This window comes from Pseudomonas coronafaciens pv. oryzae str. 1_6 (assembly GCF_000156995.2).
Lineage (GTDB): Bacteria > Pseudomonadota > Gammaproteobacteria > Pseudomonadales > Pseudomonadaceae > Aquipseudomonas > Aquipseudomonas tremae.
In genome coordinates this window covers 5,085,997-5,105,129 of sequence record NZ_CP046035.1, presented here as the reverse complement: position 1 = coordinate 5,105,129, position 19,133 = coordinate 5,085,997, and the positions used below count along the sequence as shown (strand labels likewise).

The window sequence follows — 19,133 nt, the reverse complement described above, 5'->3', positions numbered from 1 at the left end:
GCTATAGCGTGCGCAAGACCTGAGTCAGGACATATTCGTACGCCAGCCAGGTCGTTTTTCGCCTGTGGATCAATCATGAAAAGTCAAACCGTGCGTCGCTGGTCGGTCGTCCATACCTGGAGCAGCCTGATCTGCACCGTGTTCCTGCTGATGCTTGCCGTCACAGGCCTGCCGCTGATCTTTCATCATGAAATCGATCACCTGCTCGGTGATGCGCCGCAGTACAGGGAAATGCCGCCCGACACGCCGCATCTGGATCTGGAGCAACTGGCACGTGCGGCCGAAGCGCATCGGCCCGGTGAGGTGATGCAGTATTTTGGCTGGGATGACGAGGACCCCAATGGCGTGATGGCAATCACCGCTGCAACGGCGGGCACCGAACCCAATTCGTCCCACACCTTTGCGCTGGATGCGCGCACGGGCGAGGCACTGGAAATGCCGTCGGCCAATGGCGGCTTCATGATGGTCATGCTGCGTCTGCATGTGGACATGTATGCCGAACTGCCGGGCAAGCTGTTGCTGGCCTTCATGGGGCTGATGTTCGTGGTGGCGATTATTTCCGGGACGGTGCTGTACTCGCCGTTCATGCGCAAACTGGAGTTCGGCCAGGTGCGTGTCAACAAGTCCACCCGTACTCGCTGGCTGGATTTGCATAACCTGATCGGTGTCGTGACCCTGACGTGGGCGCTGGTGGTGGGGGTGACGGGGGTGATCAGCGCCTGCGCCGATCTGCTGATCGCCTCATGGCGCAACGATGCGCTGGCGACGATGATTGCCCCTTACAAGAATGCGCCGCCGCTGCCCTGGCGCGGTCCAGCGACGCGGTTGCTGGAGATCGCCGAATCTGCTGCGCCCGGCATGCAGGCCGACTTCATCGCGTTCCCCGGTACGCGGTTTTCCAGTGAGCATCATTACGCCGTATTTCTCAAAGGTAACACCCAACTGACTGCGCATCTTGCCACGCCGGTCCTGATAGACGCGCAGACCTTGCAGGTCACCGCAGTGGTCGAGCGCCCTTGGTACATGGACGCGCTGGGCATGTCGCAACCCCTGCATTTTGGCGACTACGGCGGCATGCCGATGAAGATTCTCTGGGCAGCGCTGGATGTGCTGACCATCATCGTACTGGGCAGCGGGGTTTACCTGTGGTGGGTCAGACGTCGTGCAGCCCGCTCGGCGAGCGCTGCCAGTGCGCAGGTGGCGCAATGAGCGCTCGACCCTCTCGCTTCTGGAAAACGTTCGCCATGCCGAGTGTGGTCGCACTGTTGACCGCAGCAGGGCTTTTCTCCGCGCTGCTGGGCGATGGCTGGTGGGACACACTGGCCTGGCTGGGGATGGGCAGCGCTGCGGCCTTCAGTGTTCGGGGTCTGTTGAGGCGGCGAAGTTAGGCGGCATTGCATGTCGATTGCGAACCTCCTGTACGCTGGCTAGTCTGGAAGCCTGTCTCATTCGAGGAACACCTATGTCAGCCCCCACGATGACGTTGTACTTCAACGCAGCTTCGCCCTTTGCTCGTAAAGTGATGGTGATGCTCCACGAAACCGGACAACTCGACCGTGTGCAGCTGCAGCCCACTGTGCTGACGCCAGTGAGCCCGTCGGCGGAACTCAATGATGACAACCCCGCAGGCAAGCTTCCGGCCTTGCGTCTGGCCGATGGCAATGTCATTCATGACAGCCGGGTCATTCTCGATTATCTGGACCATCAGCATGTCGGCATTGCGCTTATCCCTCGCGAAGGTTCGTCACGCTGGAGGCGCCTGACCCTCGCGTCGCTGGCCGATGCGGTGCTCGATGCTGCCGTATTGATTCGCTATGAAAGGGCTTTGCGCCCACAAGAAAAGCATTGGGACCAGTGGCTGGATAATCAGCAGCAGAAGATCGAGCGCTCGCTGAATTATTTCGAAGGGGATGCAATGACCGAACTCAGCTCGTCTTTCGACGTTGCCTCGATCAGTGTGGCCGCCGCATTGGGTTATCTGGACTTTCGCCAGCCGGATTTGCTCTGGCGCAACACCTGCCCGAGGCTGGCGAGCTGGTATCTGGAGGTCAGCAAGCGTCCGTCGATGCTGGCAACCCAGCCGCCGGCGTGACTCGTACGCTGCCTTCAGAAGCGCTCGGCGTTACACGCACGGCCTGAACATCCCTCACAATGGTTCTGTGTGAGAGATCACAAGCAATGTTGTTTTTGTGGGAGCGGACTCGTCCGCGAAGGCAATCGGTCAAACGACAAATGCCCAGAGAATATACCGACCCTATCCCAGACGCGTGACAAACAAGAGGTGTTCTGGCGAACACCTCTACAGCCTGGTGCGTATCAGCAATCAGGCTCGTCGGCGGTGTAGCGGCGCGCCGGGTTGACCGCCGCATCGAACTCGCGCAACGCCTTGGCACCGATCAGTAGCGGGAAGTTGAAATGGCTGCGATCCACCAGATTGACTTCGACCGTACGTTTCTTGTTGCCCAGGCACAGCTCCATATCCACGACCGGGCGCTTGGCTGCACTTGCAACGTCGTCATCTTCGTCATCGCCTTCGGCGCGACCCTTGATCTTGCTGATCCGGGACACCTTGTGCTCATACACCTTGTCGTCGGCGCCTTTGGTCGCCAGACGGAAGCGCACCCAGTCATCGCCATCACGCTTGAACAGTTCGATGTCCTTGGCCGACAGCGAAGCGGTGAGCGCGCCGGTGTCCATCTTGGCTTTGAAGGTCTGGCCTATCTCCAGAACCTTGATGTTTTCGTAACGGCCGTACAACGTGGGTTCAGCAGCCATGACCGGCAAAGCCAGCAGGGACAACAGCGCCAGGATCGGTTTCACGTAAAAGGTTCCTCGCAATGGGCTACGCCAGAATGGCGCCCGGTTTTAGACAGCGAACAGTGGGTTGGTTCGGCAGCATAAATGTAGACCCAGCCTACAGGCCAGCACGTGAAACATTTGTAACTGCCTGCCGGATTGGCGTAAAACGCGAGGGTCTTTATTATTGCCACCCCTGAACCCTCAAGAGTCTGCTATGCGCCGTCTGCTCACCGGCTGTTTCGTTACCTTACTCCTGCTGATCAACACCCTGGTGCTGATCGGCCCGCTTCTGGTTTTTGCCCTGCTCAAACTGCTATGCAGAGGCCGGATGCGTGATCGCTGCTCGAAAGCTGTCATGTGGATCGCCGAAACGTGGGCCGAAGTCGACAAACTCATTTTCGCCGCCTTCATCCCCACACAGTGGGACATACGCGGTGACCAGGGCCTTCGCAGCGATACGTCGTATCTGGTCATCAGCAACCACCAGTCTTGGGTGGACATTCCCGCGCTGATTCAGGCGTTTAACAGGCGCACGCCGTTCTTCAAGTTCTTCCTGAAAAAAGAGCTGATCTGGATACCGCTGCTGGGCCTGGCGTGGTGGGGGCTGGATTACCCGTTCATGAAGCGCTACAGCAAGGCTTTTCTGGCAAAGCACCCGGAACTCAAAGGCAAGGACCTGGAAATCACCAAGGCCGCCTGCGAGCTGTTCAAGCGGCAACCGGTGACTATCGTCAATTACCTGGAAGGCACGCGCTTTACGCCGGCCAAGCATGCTGCGCAGGCGTCACCTTATGACTACCTGCTCAAGCCCAAGGCCGGTGGCGTCGCTTTTGTGCTGGCAGCGATGGGCGAACAGCTGGACGCCATCCTGGATGTCACCGTGGTGTACCCGGGCAAAGGCATTCCGGGTTTCTGGGACATGCTGTGCGGGCGTGTTCCCAAGGTGATCGTCGATATCAAGACCCGTGAGCTAGACCCCGCATTGTGGCAGGGAGACTATGAAAACGACCCGCTGTTTCGCGAAAAAGTGCAGGGCTGGGTCAATCAGCTCTGGGTTGAGAAAGATGCGCGTATTGCGGCGTTGCGACTGGAGTTGTCCGGGTACTGATATTTCTGACAGCTAGACGGGGCGCAGCAGGAGGATGAGAGTGGTCTTTGATTCTGTGAGAGGCCACTTTCATGTCATCGCCCGAGGTTTTACAACTTGGTTTATACCGTTACGACGCACTGGATCGGCTGGCGAGCGTTGTGCCAGCGGGTCAGGAAGTGGTCAGGCGATTCTATCTAGAAAACCGCCTGACTACAGCGATACAGGGTATTTCCCAGAATTCTATTGTTCAGGCAAAGCATCTTTTACTGGCAGTGCGCCGGGCAGAAGCAAACAAGGTTCTGTTCGATTTGCTCGCCACAGATCAAGCCAGCTCGGTGCTGCATAAGCTTGAGTCTAAACGACATCAGGCGTTTGCCTACAGTCCTTATGGCACGCGATCCTCGTCAACATCCTCAGCTGGCTTACCTGGTTTCAAGGGGAATACGATTGATCCGGTCACCGGCCATTATTTGCTGGGAAACGGAGCACGCGCATTCAGCCCCACGCTGATGCGCTTCAACAGTCCGGATACGCTGAGTCCATTTAAAGCGGGAGGGTTGAACAGCTACGCCTACTGCATTGGGGACCCTGTGAACTATAGCGATCCGACTGGGCACATCCCTGTCTCGGGGTTTTTGGTGATGGCGTTTACGCACGCCAAACGTCTTCGCGTACCTGGGGCATTGAATATCAATATAGGCGAAGTAATAGGAGCTGCTCGTCAGGCCATGACGAGGAATACAGGTTTTTCGGGGAAGATGACGGGGGGCAGGAAGTTTCTCGATGAAGGCCTTAATGGGCTTGATAAGAACCATGCCTTCGTTAATAAACTGTACTCCGTCAATAAAAACCTTGCTAGCCATGGTGATAATGGCCTTTCAATGTTGCAGGCCAGCCACTATTTGCATCTGGCACGCAGTGTAAATGCCGGAAAAATGAGCAATGCTGGAGCCCACGCAGCGGCGGCTGCGACTTGGGTACCGCAAATTCTTGATCCACGCACCCGCTCGAACGGTATCGTAGGCGCGGTTTTCAATGCTTTTGGCGCTTTTGGCGAGGGAGTGAACGATCACGGACTGTTGAAAAGAGGATTGGCATTATCCAACAGCCCGCCCCGCATGGCCCGAAATATCAGATCAGCTCCCCGCACCCCATAACCCGCTCAAGCTCTGCAACGCCGAACCGCTGGCACCTTGCTGCCCGAGGTATTGAAGAATCAGCGGGGCAAACTGGCTGACCATGCTGCTGTCCATGCCCAGTGCCTTGAAGGCAGTGTTCACGTCGCCCATGTTCTGCACATTGCCCAGCGCGCTGTTGAGCATCGAGTTGTTACCGGACTTTCCACCGAGCAGGCTGTCCAGCCCGTTTGCGCCGCTCAGACTTTCAAGCGCCGACGTTCCGGACAATTGCTCCAGTCCAGGGACCGACTTGCTCAATTGCGAGTAATCAGCGCCGGTCAGCTTGTTCTTGGCCAGCCCCAACAATGCGCCCGTCCCGCCGACAGCTTGCTCAGGTGTGACATTCAATTGGCTACCCAGCATATTGAGCAAGCCAGCCGCTTCGGGTGCCGCCGTGGCTTTCTGATTGCCATTCGTGGCATTGGCGACCGCATTCGCGGCGTCATTCAGATTGAAGGCAAACGCCGGGCTTGCCGCGATCGCCATCAACGTTACCAAAGCCATACCACGTGCAGTTTTCATCGGGTCACCCTTATCAACCTGAACCGCTCGTGAGTGAGCGGTAAAGCAGACGATTTGACTGGAGGAACCGGGGCTTGTTCCCAAGACGCCGAAGACAGCCAGTTATTTCATGCGGTCGGAACCGACTCAGGCAGGCGAGGATACGGGCCTAGCATTTCTGCCAGCTTTGCAGCTAGAGATAAGACGCCCAGAATCAGTAGTAATCATTGATCTCCGTGGGTGACTCTTATGCCTTCTGCCCGTCTTGTCGTGCTCTGCACGTACAGTTATGACGCAACTGACCGCTTGGCCAGCTGCTCGCCCGCAGTGCAGGGCGACACCCGGTTTTTCTATCAGAAGAATCGTCTGGCGGCGCAAATCCAGGGACAGATCCAGCACACGCTTCTGCGCACGGACCAGCATTTGCTGGCGCAACGGCGTACGGAAAACAACCTGAGCGATTGCGCATTGCTGGCGACTGATCAACAGCTGTCCGTGATTGCTGCTCAGGGCGTGGCGTTTGCTTACACGCCTTATGGACAACGTCACCCTTCAGCAGGGCCTATGAACCTGCCTGGCTTTACAGGCCAGCGGGTTGATCCGGTGACTGGGCACTACTTGTTGGGCAATGGCTATCGGGCGTTCAATCCGGTATTGATGAGGTTTAATAGTCCGGACAGTCTGAGCCCGTTTGGCGAGGGTGGGTTGAATGCTTATGCGTATTGTGCGGGGGATCCGGTTAACAGGGTTGATCCGAGTGGGCACTGGCCCAGGTTTTTAAGGAATATATTTAAAAAAAGACGTGGTGAGCGAAGTCCGTTACTTGCTAGATCAACTAGCCAAACGTCGTTATTTTTCTCGGGTGGTGATTCTGCCATGAGTCCCGTGCCCCTAAAAGCTACTACTTCAGGTGCCTCGGGGATGGGCATGCATGTGCCTAATTATAATACTAACTTGCCCCTTGGTGCCCCACCACCCCTTCCTCCCAAGAGAGGCCTGCCGAGCAATGTTCCACCGCCCATCCCCCCTAAAAAAAGACAACCCAGTAATGCCTCACCACCCATTCCTGCTCGAGAAAAGTACCTGAGGATAGAAGGTGAAGATGTAAATATTCACGAAGTTAATAAACGGCTTGATGAACTGTTGCTGACAAATGAATTCTATACTCGCAATGGTAATCCTGTGCCGTATGTAGTAAGTAATAATCTTGCCTATTATAGAAGGGCGGTTGAAAATCTTAGAGGTGGCAATGGCACCTTCGAGAAGCGAGTGGACGTGCCAACTTGATTTCTATGATGGCCAACTACTCAGTGGATTAAAGGGTTGCACTAAAGGAATGACACCGTGACTATTTCTGATCGATCCGTACTTTGTGCCTATCGCTACGATCCATTGGACCGCTTGGCTGCCGGCTCACGCGCAGTGCAGGGCGACACCCGGTTTTTCTATCAGAAGAATCGTCTGGCGGCGCAAATCCAGGGACAGATCCAGCACACGCTTCTGCGCACGGACGAGTATTTGCTGGCGCAGCGACGTATGGAAAACAACCTGAGCGATTGCGCATTGCTGGCGACTGATCAACAGCTGTCCGTGATTGCTGCCCAGGGCGTGGCGTTTGCTTACACGCCTTATGGACAACGTCACCCTTCAGCAGGGCCTATGAACCTGCCTGGCTTTGCAGGCCAGCGGGTTGATCCGGTGACGGGTCACTATTTGCTGGGGAATGGGTATAGGGCGTTCAATCCGGTATTGATGAGGTTTAATAGTCCGGACAGTCTGAGCCCGTTTGGCGAGGGTGGGTTGAATGCTTATGCGTATTGCGGTGGGGATCCGGTTAATCGGGTTGATTCAAGTGGGCATATGTTCAGTCGACTTAGAAGGCCTAGAAGCCAAGCATTAATTTCAGCCCCAGCCCCAGCCCCAGCCCCAGCCACTGCGCGAAGTAGGAAGGGTACTATGAAAACGAGACTTGATGAACCACCGACATATGAAGCTGCAACAACGGAAAATTGGGATGCAAATTGGCATGAATATGTAGGATTAAAGTTTGAAGTAAAGTACGTAGAGGAAAAAGTACGAACACTGAAAGCGCAGGGTATTACTCCATCTCCCGAGTACCTGCGTAGGCAAAGTCGCCTTAAGGGCCAGTTGTCTAGTGCCGAAAGCGCTTTGGAGTCGGCCGCGCCGCCTAGTTACGATTATGTTCAATCCACAGCCCCGCCCCGTGCCCGCCTCAGCCCCAGCCCCAGCCCCAGCCCTGCTTTGGTCAGAGTGAGCAAAGAAATCCGAAGACAGCGGGAACGCGGCGTGTGGGATTAATGAAGCTCAGTTATTAGTGTTAAAGGTGAGGTGTTGGACAAACCTACACCCCACCAAACAACCCATGCGGATCAATCACAAATTTCTTCGGCACGCCCGAATCGAACTCCCCATAACCACGTGGTGCGTCATCCAGGCTGATCACTTCGACACCGACGACATCGGCGATCTTGATGCGGTCCCACATGATCGCCTGCATCAATTGGCGGTTGTATTTCATGACCGGGGTCTGGCCGGTATGGAAGCTGTGGGATTTGGCCCAGCCCAGGCCTAACCGAATGCTCAGGCTGCCCATTTTTGCTGCGGCGTCCACGGCACCTGGGTCTTCGGTCACGTACAGGCCGGGAATGCCGATCTTGCCTGCGACTCTTACCACGCCCATCAACGAGTTCAGAACCGTGGCGGGTGCTTCAGCCTGTGCGCCTGCATGACCGTGACCACGCGCCTCGAAGCCTACTGCGTCGATGGCGCAATCCACTTCGGGTTCGCCCAGCAGGGCGGCGATCTGCTCGTGCAGAGGCGTGTCCTGAAACAGGTCGGCAATCTCGAAGCCCTGAGCCTTGGCGTGGATCAGACGAGTCGGGTTGACGTCGCCAACGATCACCACCGCAGCACCCAGCAGGCGCGCGGAAGCAGCAGCGGCAAGGCCGACCGGGCCAGCGCCTGCGACGTATACCGTGCTGCCAGGGCCCACACCAGCGGTCACTGCGCCATGATAGCCAGTGGGCAGGATGTCGGACAGGCAGGTCAGGTCGCGAATCTTCTCCATCGCTGCATCGCGGTCCGGGAGTTTGAGCAGGTTGAAGTCTGCATAAGGCACCAGAACGTACTCGGCCTGACCGCCGACCCAGTCGCCCATGTCGACATAACCGTAAGCGCCACCGGGGCGGGCAGGGTTGACTGTCAGGCAGACGCCGGTGTTCTGCTCCTTGCAACTGCGGCAGCGGCCGCACGCCACGTTGAACGGAACGGAAACCAGATCACCGACATTGAGGTGCTCAACGTCGCGTCCGGCTTCCAGCACTTCGCCGGTGATTTCATGGCCTAGCACCAGCCCGGTCTGCGCTGTCGTGCGACCGCGAACCATGTGCTGATCAGAGCCGCAGATATTGGTGGAGATCACACGCAGGATGACGCCGTGCTCGATGCGTTTGCCGCGTGGGTCTTCCATTTTCGGGAAGGGGATGGACTGCACCTCGACCTTGCCAGCGCCGAGATAAACTACACCGCGATTACCAGACATACATGTCGCCTCGCTTTTATTGTGGTGAAAGAGGGAAAAACAGTTGCAGCTACAAAACCACCGTCCTGTTGGCGTTGAGGAATACTCGCCGTTCGATGTGATAACCCACCGCGCGCGCCAGCGTCAGCCCTTCGATGTCTCGGCCCTTGGCGATCAGGTCTTCGGGGTAATGGCTGTGATCGACCACTTCCACCCCTTGGGCAATGATCGGGCCTTCGTCCAGATCGTTGTTGATGTAATGCGCGGTCGCACCGACCAGCTTCACGCCCTTGTTATAGGCCTGATGGTAAGGCTTGGCGCCTTTGAAACCTGGCAGCAACGAGTGATGAATATTGATCGCCTTGCCGTCCAGCTTGCGACACAGGTCAGGTGACAGCACCTGCATGTAGCGGGCGAGAATTACCAGCTCTGCGCCGGACTCCTCGATCACGCCCCAGACCTTGGCTTCCTGTGCAGGTTTGTCGTTCGGGTCCAGAGGGAAATGGTAGTACGGAATTCCGTGCCAGCCAGCCAACGGTTCAAGATCAGGGTGATTGGACACCACAGCGACCACGTCCATTGAAAGCTGATTGATACGCTGGCGGTAGAGCAGATCATTGAGACAGTGATCTGCTTTCGAGACCATGATCACCACCTTTGGCCGATAGTTGGGCGCAGTCAGCTCGAAGATCATGCCGAACGCTTCGCCCCGTTCGCTTAATCCTGCCTTGAACGCCTGTACGTCGAATGCTTCGGGCTGACGAAACTCCACGCGAATGAAGAAGCGCCCGGACAGGCGATCATCGAACGAGTGGTGCTCTGTCACGTAGCAGCCCTGCTCAAAGAGAAAGCGGGTCACCGCGTCCACCGTGCCCAGTACGCTGGGGCAATCGGCGGTCAAAATCCATGTGTCTGGGGCGCGGCTCATTCAATCAGTGCTCCTGAATATTCGTTGTCCACAAACCGACAGGCAATCGTGCAAAACCGCACGTTCAGGCCTGGACGCTTTGCGTCCCTTGATTCTCGTTCCCACGCTCCGCGTGGTAATGCATTTTGTGGCGCTGTGCGTCACGAACTGCATGCCAAGGCGGAGCATTGGCACAATAGTCATCTCAAGACTTGTGTGTAGCCATGAGCGCGAAAGCCGATGAGGTTTCAGCACGGTTTCTCGTGCTGATCATGCCTGAATGCTCAACCCATACTCGGCGCTCGCATCCTGCAGCCACAGCCACCAGTAATCCGCGAAGCTGCGGCGGATCAGCAGTTCCCAGGTTTCTTCACCGGTACGCCGGATGACCAGTTGCGATTTGGCGAACACCGTGCCGACTGCCTTGCCCACCGGGAAGTTGTCCGGGTGTACGTCGTAGCTGGTGGACTTCATCAGAACCTGTCTAACCTTCGGGCCGGTCAGTTCAAGGATCGACTGGCCACCGCTGACATTGACGATGGAAATATGCAGGCCAGCCAGCGCCTCTCGCAGCTTCTGCTCTGCTGCGAGCTCTTCGCCGCTGGGCACGATCAGCAGCCACTCGTCCGGCCCCAGCCATTGCAATGAGCTTTCACCGCTGGTTACCAGCATCAGTGCCGCTGGCAGTTCCATGCCCAGCGCCTTGTGTACGCCAGCGGCGAAGGCCGGATCATGCGCATCGCCGCGAACGGTAAGGTGGCCCAATAGCTTCTTTTCGCGCAGGAACACACCGGGGTTGGCGCGCCCTTTGCCGATCAGGCTGTCGAGGTTTGCATGAAACAGTGGCGACTCGGCCTTGACGTCGGTGGTCGGGCGCTGCTGGTAAACGTTTGCTGTGGTCATGAGTTACCTGCCTTGAATTCTGCTTGCTGCGGTTGATCGGCGCACCACGTTTCATTCGACATTCTGCTGCTCGCCCTTAGGGTCGAAGAACACCGAAGAAACGATCTCGGCTTCGATCACGCTGCCGTCTGCCAGCGGCGCGAACACTCGCTCGCCCATGCTGCTCAGGCCGCCCTTGACCACGCCCATCGCAAACGAGTAGCCCAGCGAGTTGTGCGCGTAACTGGAGGTCACGTGGCCAACCATGCTCATCGGGATTGTCTGCTTGGTGTCGAACACCAGTTGCGCGCCTTCCGGCAGCCACTTGGTCGGGTCGACGGGTTTGAGGCCAACCAGTTGCTTGCGCTGCTCACGCACGCAGTCTTCGCGATTCATGCCGCGCCAGCCGATCCAGGAAAACGGTTTGGTCCTGCCGACACACCAGCCCATGTTCAGGTCGTCCGGCGTCATCGAGCCATCGGTGTCCTGACCGACGATGATGAAACCTTTCTCGGCCCGCAATACGTGCATGGTTTCGGTGCCGTAAGGCGTCAGGTTGTACTGCTTGCCTGCTTCGGCGATCTTTTCCAGAACACCCAACGCGTAATCGGCCTGAATGTTGACTTCGTACGACAGCTCGCCTGTGAACGAGATGCGGAACACCCGCGCCGGCACACCTGCGACCAGGCCTTCCTTCCAGGTCATGAACGGGAACGCTTCACGGCCCAGATCGATATCGGTGACTTCGCTCAGCAGCTTGCGGCTATTGGGGCCGGACAGCGTCAGGGTCGCCCAGTGATCGGTCACGGAGGTGAAGTACACCTTCAGGTCCGGCCATTCGGTCTGCTGATAGATTTCCAGCCATTGCAGGACGCGCGCAGCACCGCCTGTGGTAGTGGTCATCAGGAAATGGTTGTCGGCGAGGCAGGCGGTCACGCCGTCGTCGAAGACCATGCCGTCTTCCTTGCACATCAGGCCATAACGCGCCTTGCCTACATCCAGCTTGGTCCAGGCGTTGGTGTAGATGCGGTTGAGAAACTCGCGTGCATCCGGGCCTTGAATGTCGATCTTGCCCAGGGTCGATGCGTCCAGCAGGCCGACGCTGTCACGCACAGCCTTGCATTCGCGGGCAACAGCGGCGTGCAGGTCTTCACCGTTCTTCGGGAAGTACCAAGGGCGTTTCCACTGACCCACGTCCTCGAACTCCGCACCATTTCTGACGTGCCACGCGTGCAGTGCAGTGAAACGCACCGGCTCGAAAATATGTTTGCAGTGTCGCCCCGCGATAGCGCCGAATGTTACCGGCGTGTAGTTGGGGCGAAACATGGTCGTGCCCATTTCCGGGATCGACACGCTAAGCGAGCGAGCAGCGATGGCCAGGCCGTTGACATTGCCCAGCTTGCCCTGGTCAGTGCCGAAGCCCAGCGCGGTGTAGCGTTTGACGTGCTCGACCGACTCGAAACCCTCGCGGGTTGCGAGTTCGATGGCAGCGGCGGTCACGTCGTTTTGAAAATCGACGAATTGCTTGGGTGCTCGCGCAGTGCCTTTTTCATGTGGCACCTGAAACAACGCCAGCGTCGGTTCTTCGGCACGGCTGAGGGCTTTGGGCATCACGCCCTCGACAACCTTGAAACCTGCTTCGCTGGCAGCGCGAACGCCGCCTTCAAAGCCATCTGCCAGGCTGTCAGCCAGACTGTAGACGCCATTCACTCCGCCCACGCAGATGCGTTTCTGTGGTGCTTCGCCGGGTACGAAACCGAGGATGTCCTCGCGCCAGACCGGTTTGCCACCCAAGTGCGAGGCCAGATGCACGATCGGGCTGTAGCCGCCCGAACTGGCGACCAGATCGCAATCAAGCCATTCGCCAGGGCTGGTGACGCTGTGCGCCTTGACGTCGATGGCCGCAACACGCGCAGCGGTAACATGTTTACTGCCGCGTGCTTCGATCACCGCGCTGCCGGTCAGGATGCGAACGCCTTTGGCCCGCGCTTCTTCCACCAGCGGGCCGCGGGGATTGTGCCGCGCATCGGCAATGGCGACCACCTGCAGGCTGGCGTCGAGCCAGTCCAGCGCCACGCGGTAGGCGTGATCGTTGTTGGTGGACAGCACGAGTTTTTTACCCGGCGCCACGCCGTAGCGACGAACGTATGTCGAAACCGCGCCGGCCAGCATGTTGCCCGGCACGTCGTTGTTGCCATAGACCAATGGCCGCTCATGAGTACCGGCGGCCAGTACCACGCGTTTGGCACGCACGCGGTGCATACGCTGGCGAACCATGCCGATGGGCGCGCGATCACCGAGGTGATCGGTCAGGCGCTCGTGAATGGTCAGGAAGTTGTGGTCGTGATAGCCGTTGACTGTGGCGCGGGGCAGCAGCGTCACGTTGCGCAGGCTCTTCAGCTCGGCAATCACGCCTGTCACCCATTCTGCGGCCGGTTTGCCATCCAGGCTTTCACGGCTGTCGAGCAGGCTGCCGCCAAACTCTTCCTGCTCGTCGGCAAGAATCACCCGGGCGCCGCTGCGACCTGCTGCCAGCGCAGCCGCCAGACCGGCAGGGCCTGCGCCAACGATCAGCACGTCGCAGTGCTGGTTCATCGCGTCGTAGCTGTCCGGGTCGTTCTCGGTCGGCGAGCGGCCCAGGCCTGCAGCCTTGCGGATGTACTTTTCGTACGTCATCCAGAACGACTGCGGATACATGAAGGTTTTGTAGTAGAAACCCGGCGGCATCAGCTTGCCGCCGACTTTGCCCAGAATGCCCATCAGGTCGGTGTTTACGTTCGGCCAGCCGTTGGTGCTGGTCGCTACCAGGCCGGAATAGAGCGCTTGCTGAGTGGCACGCACGTTGGGGATCTGCGTTGCTTCGGTCGCGCCGATCTGCAACACGGCGTTGGGTTCTTCCGAACCCGCCGCGAAGATCCCGCGTGGCCGGGAATACTTGAAGCTGCGACCGATGATGTCGACGCCATTGGCCAGCAGAGCAGAAGCCAGCGAGTCGCCTTCAAAGCCCTGATAGGTCTGGCCGTTGAAGGTGAAGTTGAGCACCTTACTGCGATTGATGCGACCGCCATTGGGTAAACGATGGGTCTGGCTCATGCCTTGTCTCCCTGATCCGTGAACTGCGGCTTCGTACCAATCGGATAGGTTTCGAGAATCTCGTAGGTCACCGTGTTACGCGTCATGTTGAAGTACTGGCGGCAACCGGCGGCGTGAATCCACAACTCGTGATGGAGGCCACGCGGGTTGTCGCGGAAGAACATGTAGTCGCCCCACTGCTCATCGGTGCAGGCTGCGGGGTCCAGCGGGCGCGGGATGTGCGCCTGACCGGCGGGATGGAATTCCTCTTCGGAGCGCAGTTCGCCACAGTGAGGACAGAAGATATAAAGCATGGACGGGTTCTCCTGTTAGTGGGCGACGGCTGCTGCGCCGTGCTCGTCGATGAGTGCGCCGTTGTGGAAACGGTCGATGGAGAACGGCTTGGCCAACGGGTGCATTTCGCCTTTCGCCAGGCTGGCCGCAAACACATTGCCCGAGCCGGGCGTGGCCTTGAAACCGCCGGTGCCCCAACCGCAGTTGAAGAACATGTTCGGTACGGGCGTCTTGGAAATGATCGGGCAGGCGTCTGGTGTGGTGTCGACGATGCCGCCCCATTGGCGGTTCATGCGCACGCGGGACAGGACTGGGAACATCTCGACGATCGCCTGAACCGTGTGTTCGATCACCGGGTACGAGCCGCGCTGGCCGTAACCGACCCAACTGTCGATGCCGGCGCCGATCACCAGGTCGCCCTTGTCGGACTGGCTGATGTAACCGTGTACGGCGTTGGACATGATGACGCTGTCGATAATCGGCTTGATCGGTTCGGAGACCAGTGCCTGCAACGGGTGTGATTCGATTGGCAGACGGAAGCCAGCGAGCTTTGCCATGTGCCCCGAGTTACCGGCCGTCACGACGCCGACACGTTTGGCACCAATGAAGCCCTTGTTGGTTTCGACGCCGACACACACGCCGTTTTCCTTGCGAAAGCCGATGACTTCAGTCTGCTGGATCAGGTCCACACCCAAGGCGTCGGCAGCACGCGCAAAGCCCCAAGCCACCGCGTCGTGTCGGGCCACGCCGCCACGGCGTTGAACCGTTGCGCCGATGATGGGGTAGCGGGTGTTGTTCGAGCAGTCCAGGTACGGAATTTCCTCAGCGACCTGCTTGCCGTTGAGCAACTCGCCGTCCACACCGTTGAGGCGGTTGGCGCTGACGCGGCGCTCCGAGTCGCGCATGTCCTGCAGGGTGTGACACAGGTTGTAGACACCGCGCTGAGAGAACATGACGTTGTAGTTCAGGTCTTGAGACAGTCCTTCCCACAGCTTCATTGCGTGCTCATAAAGATGAGCCGACTCGTCCCACAGGTAGTTGGAGCGCACGATGGTCGTGTTGCGAGCCGTGTTGCCGCCGCCCAGCCAGCCTTTCTCGACCACCGCTACGTTGGTGATGCCGTGCTCTTTAGCCAAGTAGTAAGCCGTCGCCAGACCATGACCGCCACCGCCGACGATGACCACGTCGTAGACCTTTTTCGGCGTCGGCGTGCGCCACATGCGCTGCCAGTTTTCGTGATGGCTGAGGGAATGCTTGAGAAGGCCGAAGCCTGAGTAATGCTGCATGTGAGGCTACTCCTGACTCAGCGATAAACCGGGAATTCGGTGCACAGGGTTGCGACCTGAATGGCGACGTTGGCCTCGACATCGGCGTCGCCGAGGTTGTCGAGGATGTCGCAGATCCAGCCTGCCAGTTCAATGCACTGGGTCACCTTGAAGCCGCGGGTGGTGACGGCCGGTGTGCCGATGCGCAGGCCCGAGGTCACGAAGGGCGACTGTGGGTCATTGGGCACCGAGTTCTTGTTGACGGTGATGTGCGCACGACCCAGCGCAGCGTCGGCGTCCTTGCCGGTCAGGCCCTGACGGATCAGGCTGACCAGAAACAGGTGGTTGTCGGTGCCACCGGAAACCACGTCGAAGCCACGTTCGATGAATACCTGTGCCATTGCTTGTGCGTTATCGATGACCTGTTGCTGATAAGCCTTGAAGCCGGGCTCCATCGCCTCCTTGAAACACACTGCCTTGGCGGCGATTACGTGCATCAGCGGGCCACCCTGACCACCGGGGAAGACGGCGGAATTGAATTTCTTCTCCAGCTCTTCGTTGGCCTTGGCCAGAATCAGGCCGCCGCGTGGGCCGCGCAGGGTCTTGTGCGTGGTGGTGGTGACCACATCGGCATAGGGCAGCGGGTTTGGATAAAGCCCTGCGGCGACCAGCCCTGCGACGTGGGCCATGTCGACGAACAGGTAAGCGCCCACCTTGTCGGCGATTGCGCGGAAACGTGGGAAATCGAGCGTTTTTGAATAGGCCGAGAAGCCGGCGATGATCATTTTCGGCTGGCTTTCGACAGCGATGCGCTCGACCTCGTCGTAATCGATCAGCCCTGTCGTGGTGTCGATGCCGTACTGCACGGCGTTATAGAGTTTGCCCGAAAAGCTGACCTTGGCGCCGTGGGTCAGGTGACCGCCGTGCGCCAGGCTCATGCCCAGTACGGTGTCGCCCGCCTGAAGCAGCGCCAGATAGACCGCAGCGTTGGCCTGGCTGCCGGAGTGCGGCTGTACGTTGGCGTAGTCGGCACCAAACAACTGCTTGGCGCGCTCGATGGCCAGTTGCTCGACCTTGTCGACATGCTCGCAACCGCCGTAGTAACGCTTGCCGGGATAACCTTCGGCGTATTTGTTGGTTAGGCCGCTGCCCTGAGCCTGCATAACGCGTTTGCTGGTGTAGTTCTCCGAGGCGATCAGCTCGATATGGTCTTCCTGACGCTGCTCTTCGGCATTCATCGCCGACAGCAGTGCATCGTCATAACCCTGAATCTGGTCTTGCTTGCTGAACATCGCGGATCTCCCAGCGGCGGCACGGCGCCTGACTTGTCGTTAGGGCCGAACAGAGCCCTCTGAGAGCGATGGTAGGGCCGGACAGATGTCGTCAAATGCCTATGGACGCCACACAAAGGTGCGTTTACGACATAGGGGAGGAGGGAGTGAAAATAGCGGGAGGGTAGGCGGGATGACGCTGTGCTGGACGAAGACAAGCCCGCTCCCGGCTGGAGTCGTTCCAGCGCAGGGGAGTGGGCCTGTCGGTTTCAGGCGTTAACCGTGGTTCTTGCCCAGCAATGCGTGATACAGCTCGGTATCACCCAGAATGCCGACCACTTTGTTGCCGTCCTGCAAGACCAGCTTATTGCCGGTCTGGTAGCGGATCTGCAAGGCTTCGCGCATGCCGATATTGGAGTGCACAAGAGTAGGGCGTCGTTCCAGGGCGCTCACGTCCTGGCCGGGCGTCCAGTTTTGCAGATCAAGCGGCGCGGCACCCTGGCGTGCGCCTTTGATCACATTGCCGTCGGCCAGGTCGAGCCATGAGTCGACGCTCGGGTCCAGGCATACCGAGCCGTTGACATGAGTGCACTCATCGACCGTGCGCATCAGGCTGCGACCGCACAGCACATTCAACGGATTGGTGTGCGCAACAAAGGTGCGCACATACTCATCGGCAGGATTGAGAACAATCTGCTCCGGCACGCTGTACTGAACGATGCGGCCGTCTTTCATGATGGCGATGCGGCTGCCGAGTTTCAGGGCCTCGTCCAGATCGTGGCTGACGAAAACGATGGTCTTGCTCAGCTTGCTTTGCAGGGTGAGCAGTTCGTCCTGCAGACCCTGACGGATCAGCGGGTCGAGTGCCGAGAACGGTTCGTCCATCAGCAGGATGTCGGCATCCATCGCCAGCGCACGCGCCAGACCGACGCGTTGCTGCATGCCACCAGAGAGTTCGTCGGGTTTTTTGTTGCGCCACTGGGTCAGGCCTACCAGCTCAAGCTTCTCGTCCACCAGCTTGCGGCGTTCCTTTTCAGGACGGCCCTGCATTTCCAGGCCGAAGCTGATGTTTTCGCGCACTGTCAGCCAAGGCATCAGGGCGAACTTCTGGAACACCATCGCAATGCGTTTGGTGCGCATCATTTTCAGTTCGGCTGCGCTGCAACTGGCGATGTTGATCTGCGAACCTTCGTGTTCAACGAACAACGAGCCACGGCTGACAGTGTTGAGGCCGTTGATGCAGCGCAACAAGCTGGATTTTCCTGAGCCGGAAAGGCCCATCAGGACACAGATTTCACCTTTTTCGATATCCAGGCTGGCGCTTTCTACGCCGACGATCTGCCCGGTTTTCTTGAGGATCTGGTCACGCGTGAGGCCTTCGTCCAGCAGCTTGAGAGCTTCACGCGGGTCCTTGGCGAAGATGACGTCTACCTTGTCGAATTTGATGGTACTCATGCGTCGGACCCTTTCTTGGCTTCGGGTTGTTTGCAGATGCGGTCGAGCATGATTGCCAGCAATACGATTGCCAGACCGGCTTCGAAACCGAGGGCGATATCGGCGGTGTTCAGTGCGTTGACCACAGGTTTGCCCAGACCGTCGGCACCGACCAGTGCGGCAATTACTACCATCGACAGTGACAGCATGATGCACTGGGTGATACCGGCGGCTATGGAAGGCATTGCGTATGGCAGCTCGATCCGGGTCAGCAACTGGCGACGCGACGAGCCGAAGGCCTTGCCGGCGTCCAGCAGTTCCTGAGGCACGTCACGGATGCCCAGGTACGTCAGGCGTATCGGCGCAGCAATCGCGAAGACCACTGTGGAGATCAGCCCGGGAACGACACCGAGGCCGAACAGCGTGAGCGTCGGGATCAGGTAAACGAAGGTGGGAACTGTCTGCATGAGGTCCAGCAGCGGCCGGATGATGGTGTAGAACAGCGGCTTGTGCGCGGCAATGATGCCCAGCGGCACACCGATGACGACACAGACCAGGGTCGCGAACAGGACCTGGGCCAGGGTTTCCATGGTTTCCTGCCAGTAGTGCAGGTTCAGGATCAACAGAAACGAAAGAATCACGAAAACCGTCAGGCCCCACTTGCGCTGGATGAAGTGCGCGAGCGCGGCGATCAGGCCGATCAATACCAGTGGGTTGAACCAGGTCAGCGCGAACGTGAACCCGTGGATCATCATTTCCAGTGTCGAGGCAATCGCGTCGAAGTAGTCGGCGCCGTTGAGCGTCAACCAGTCGACAAATGCGGCGATGTACTCGCCCAGAGGGATTTTTTGATCTATCAGCATGGTATCGGGTATCCGCTTGCGGAAGGTGAAGAGGAC

Annotated in this window: 18 protein-coding genes; 7 read left to right on the top strand and 11 right to left on the bottom strand. The window is 58.5% G+C overall.

Features of this window, described 5'->3' with window-relative positions; translation table 11 throughout:
• Nucleotides 1-75: 75 nt before the first annotated feature.
• The 3 genes from POR16_RS23280 to POR16_RS23270 all read left to right on the top strand — a co-directional run bounded on the left by POR16_RS23280 (nucleotide 76) and on the right by POR16_RS23270 (nucleotide 2,092).
• Nucleotides 76-1,209 (top strand): PepSY-associated TM helix domain-containing protein, encoded by a 1,134-nt coding sequence (locus POR16_RS23280; protein ID WP_005896394.1) that lies wholly within the window; start codon nucleotides 76-78, stop codon nucleotides 1,207-1,209.
• Entirely contained in the window at nucleotides 1,206-1,388 is a 183-nt protein-coding gene (locus tag POR16_RS23275) for a hypothetical protein (protein WP_024670531.1), read from the top strand. The genes POR16_RS23280 and POR16_RS23275 overlap by 4 nt, the downstream gene beginning before the upstream one ends.
• A 74-nt stretch (nucleotides 1,389-1,462) precedes the next feature.
• Nucleotides 1,463-2,092 (top strand): glutathione S-transferase, encoded by a 630-nt coding sequence (locus POR16_RS23270; RefSeq protein WP_042932966.1) that lies wholly within the window; start codon nucleotides 1,463-1,465, stop codon nucleotides 2,090-2,092.
• A 224-nt stretch (nucleotides 2,093-2,316) separates the two neighbouring features.
• Here POR16_RS23270 and rloA2 read toward each other — a convergent pair whose 3' ends face one another.
• Nucleotides 2,317-2,820 (bottom strand): retropepsin-like aspartic peptidase RloA2, encoded by a 504-nt coding sequence (rloA2, locus tag POR16_RS23265; protein ID WP_005896400.1) that lies wholly within the window; start codon nucleotides 2,818-2,820, stop codon nucleotides 2,317-2,319.
• Nucleotides 2,821-3,013: 193 nt separating this feature from the next.
• On the opposite strand from rloA2, the gene POR16_RS23260 reads away from it, so the two are divergent.
• Together POR16_RS23260 and POR16_RS23255 are read left to right on the top strand one after the other, a co-directional pair.
• Entirely contained in the window at nucleotides 3,014-3,907 is an 894-nt protein-coding gene (locus POR16_RS23260) for an acyltransferase (protein WP_005896402.1), read from the top strand.
• Between the two features lie 71 nt (nucleotides 3,908-3,978).
• Entirely contained in the window at nucleotides 3,979-5,046 is a 1,068-nt protein-coding gene (locus POR16_RS23255; protein WP_005896403.1) for an RHS repeat-associated core domain-containing protein, read from the top strand.
• On the opposite strand, the gene POR16_RS23250 is transcribed toward POR16_RS23255, so the two are convergent.
• Complete coding sequence (locus POR16_RS23250) at nucleotides 5,026-5,589, bottom strand: DUF2780 domain-containing protein (protein WP_005896405.1); 564 nt, start codon at nucleotides 5,587-5,589, stop codon at nucleotides 5,026-5,028. The two genes, POR16_RS23255 and POR16_RS23250, sit on opposite strands and share 21 nt — an antisense overlap.
• Nucleotides 5,590-5,817: 228 nt before the next feature.
• Between POR16_RS23250 and POR16_RS23245 the strand changes: the two genes are divergently transcribed.
• Nucleotides 5,818-6,855, top strand: coding sequence for an RHS repeat-associated core domain-containing protein (locus POR16_RS23245; RefSeq protein WP_154897070.1), 1,038 nt, complete (start codon nucleotides 5,818-5,820; stop codon nucleotides 6,853-6,855).
• A gap of 57 nt (nucleotides 6,856-6,912) precedes the next feature.
• Complete coding sequence (locus POR16_RS23240; RefSeq protein ID WP_154897069.1) at nucleotides 6,913-7,887, top strand: RHS repeat-associated core domain-containing protein; 975 nt, start codon at nucleotides 6,913-6,915, stop codon at nucleotides 7,885-7,887.
• Between the two features lie 43 nt (nucleotides 7,888-7,930).
• On the opposite strand, the gene fdhA is transcribed toward POR16_RS23240, so the two are convergent.
• The 9 genes from fdhA to choW form a co-directional block, all read right to left on the bottom strand.
• The gene (fdhA, locus tag POR16_RS23235; protein ID WP_005896407.1) at nucleotides 7,931-9,130 is read right to left on the bottom strand and encodes a formaldehyde dehydrogenase, glutathione-independent; all 1,200 of its coding nucleotides are present in this window, start codon (nucleotides 9,128-9,130) and stop codon (nucleotides 7,931-7,933) included.
• Between the two features lie 49 nt (nucleotides 9,131-9,179).
• A complete protein-coding gene (gene purU / locus POR16_RS23230) occupies nucleotides 9,180-10,037 on the bottom strand; it encodes a formyltetrahydrofolate deformylase (protein WP_024691243.1) in 858 nt (285 codons plus the stop codon).
• Between the two features lie 249 nt (nucleotides 10,038-10,286).
• On the bottom strand, nucleotides 10,287-10,919 hold the full coding sequence (locus tag POR16_RS23225; RefSeq protein WP_005896413.1) for a sarcosine oxidase subunit gamma: 633 nt from the start codon (nucleotides 10,917-10,919) through the stop codon (nucleotides 10,287-10,289).
• Between the two features lie 51 nt (nucleotides 10,920-10,970).
• Nucleotides 10,971-13,991, bottom strand: coding sequence for a sarcosine oxidase subunit alpha (locus POR16_RS23220; RefSeq protein WP_122381141.1), 3,021 nt, complete (start codon nucleotides 13,989-13,991; stop codon nucleotides 10,971-10,973).
• Nucleotides 13,988-14,284, bottom strand: coding sequence for a sarcosine oxidase subunit delta (locus tag POR16_RS23215; protein ID WP_005896420.1), 297 nt, complete (start codon nucleotides 14,282-14,284; stop codon nucleotides 13,988-13,990). Before POR16_RS23215 ends, POR16_RS23220 begins: the two co-directional genes overlap by 4 nt.
• A gap of 15 nt (nucleotides 14,285-14,299) precedes the next feature.
• Nucleotides 14,300-15,550, bottom strand: coding sequence for a sarcosine oxidase subunit beta family protein (locus POR16_RS23210; protein ID WP_005896422.1), 1,251 nt, complete (start codon nucleotides 15,548-15,550; stop codon nucleotides 14,300-14,302).
• 17 nt (nucleotides 15,551-15,567) lie between these two features.
• Nucleotides 15,568-16,821: a serine hydroxymethyltransferase gene (glyA, locus tag POR16_RS23205; protein ID WP_005896424.1), complete on the bottom strand. Its 1,254-nt coding sequence runs from the start codon at nucleotides 16,819-16,821 to the stop codon at nucleotides 15,568-15,570.
• A 255-nt stretch (nucleotides 16,822-17,076) separates the two neighbouring features.
• Nucleotides 17,077-18,255: a choline ABC transporter ATP-binding protein gene (gene choV / locus POR16_RS23200; RefSeq protein ID WP_005896426.1), complete on the bottom strand. Its 1,179-nt coding sequence runs from the start codon at nucleotides 18,253-18,255 to the stop codon at nucleotides 17,077-17,079.
• Complete coding sequence (gene choW, locus POR16_RS23195) at nucleotides 18,252-19,097, bottom strand: choline ABC transporter permease subunit (RefSeq protein ID WP_005896429.1); 846 nt, start codon at nucleotides 19,095-19,097, stop codon at nucleotides 18,252-18,254. The genes choV and choW overlap by 4 nt, the downstream gene beginning before the upstream one ends.
• Nucleotides 19,098-19,133: the final 36 nt, after the last annotated feature.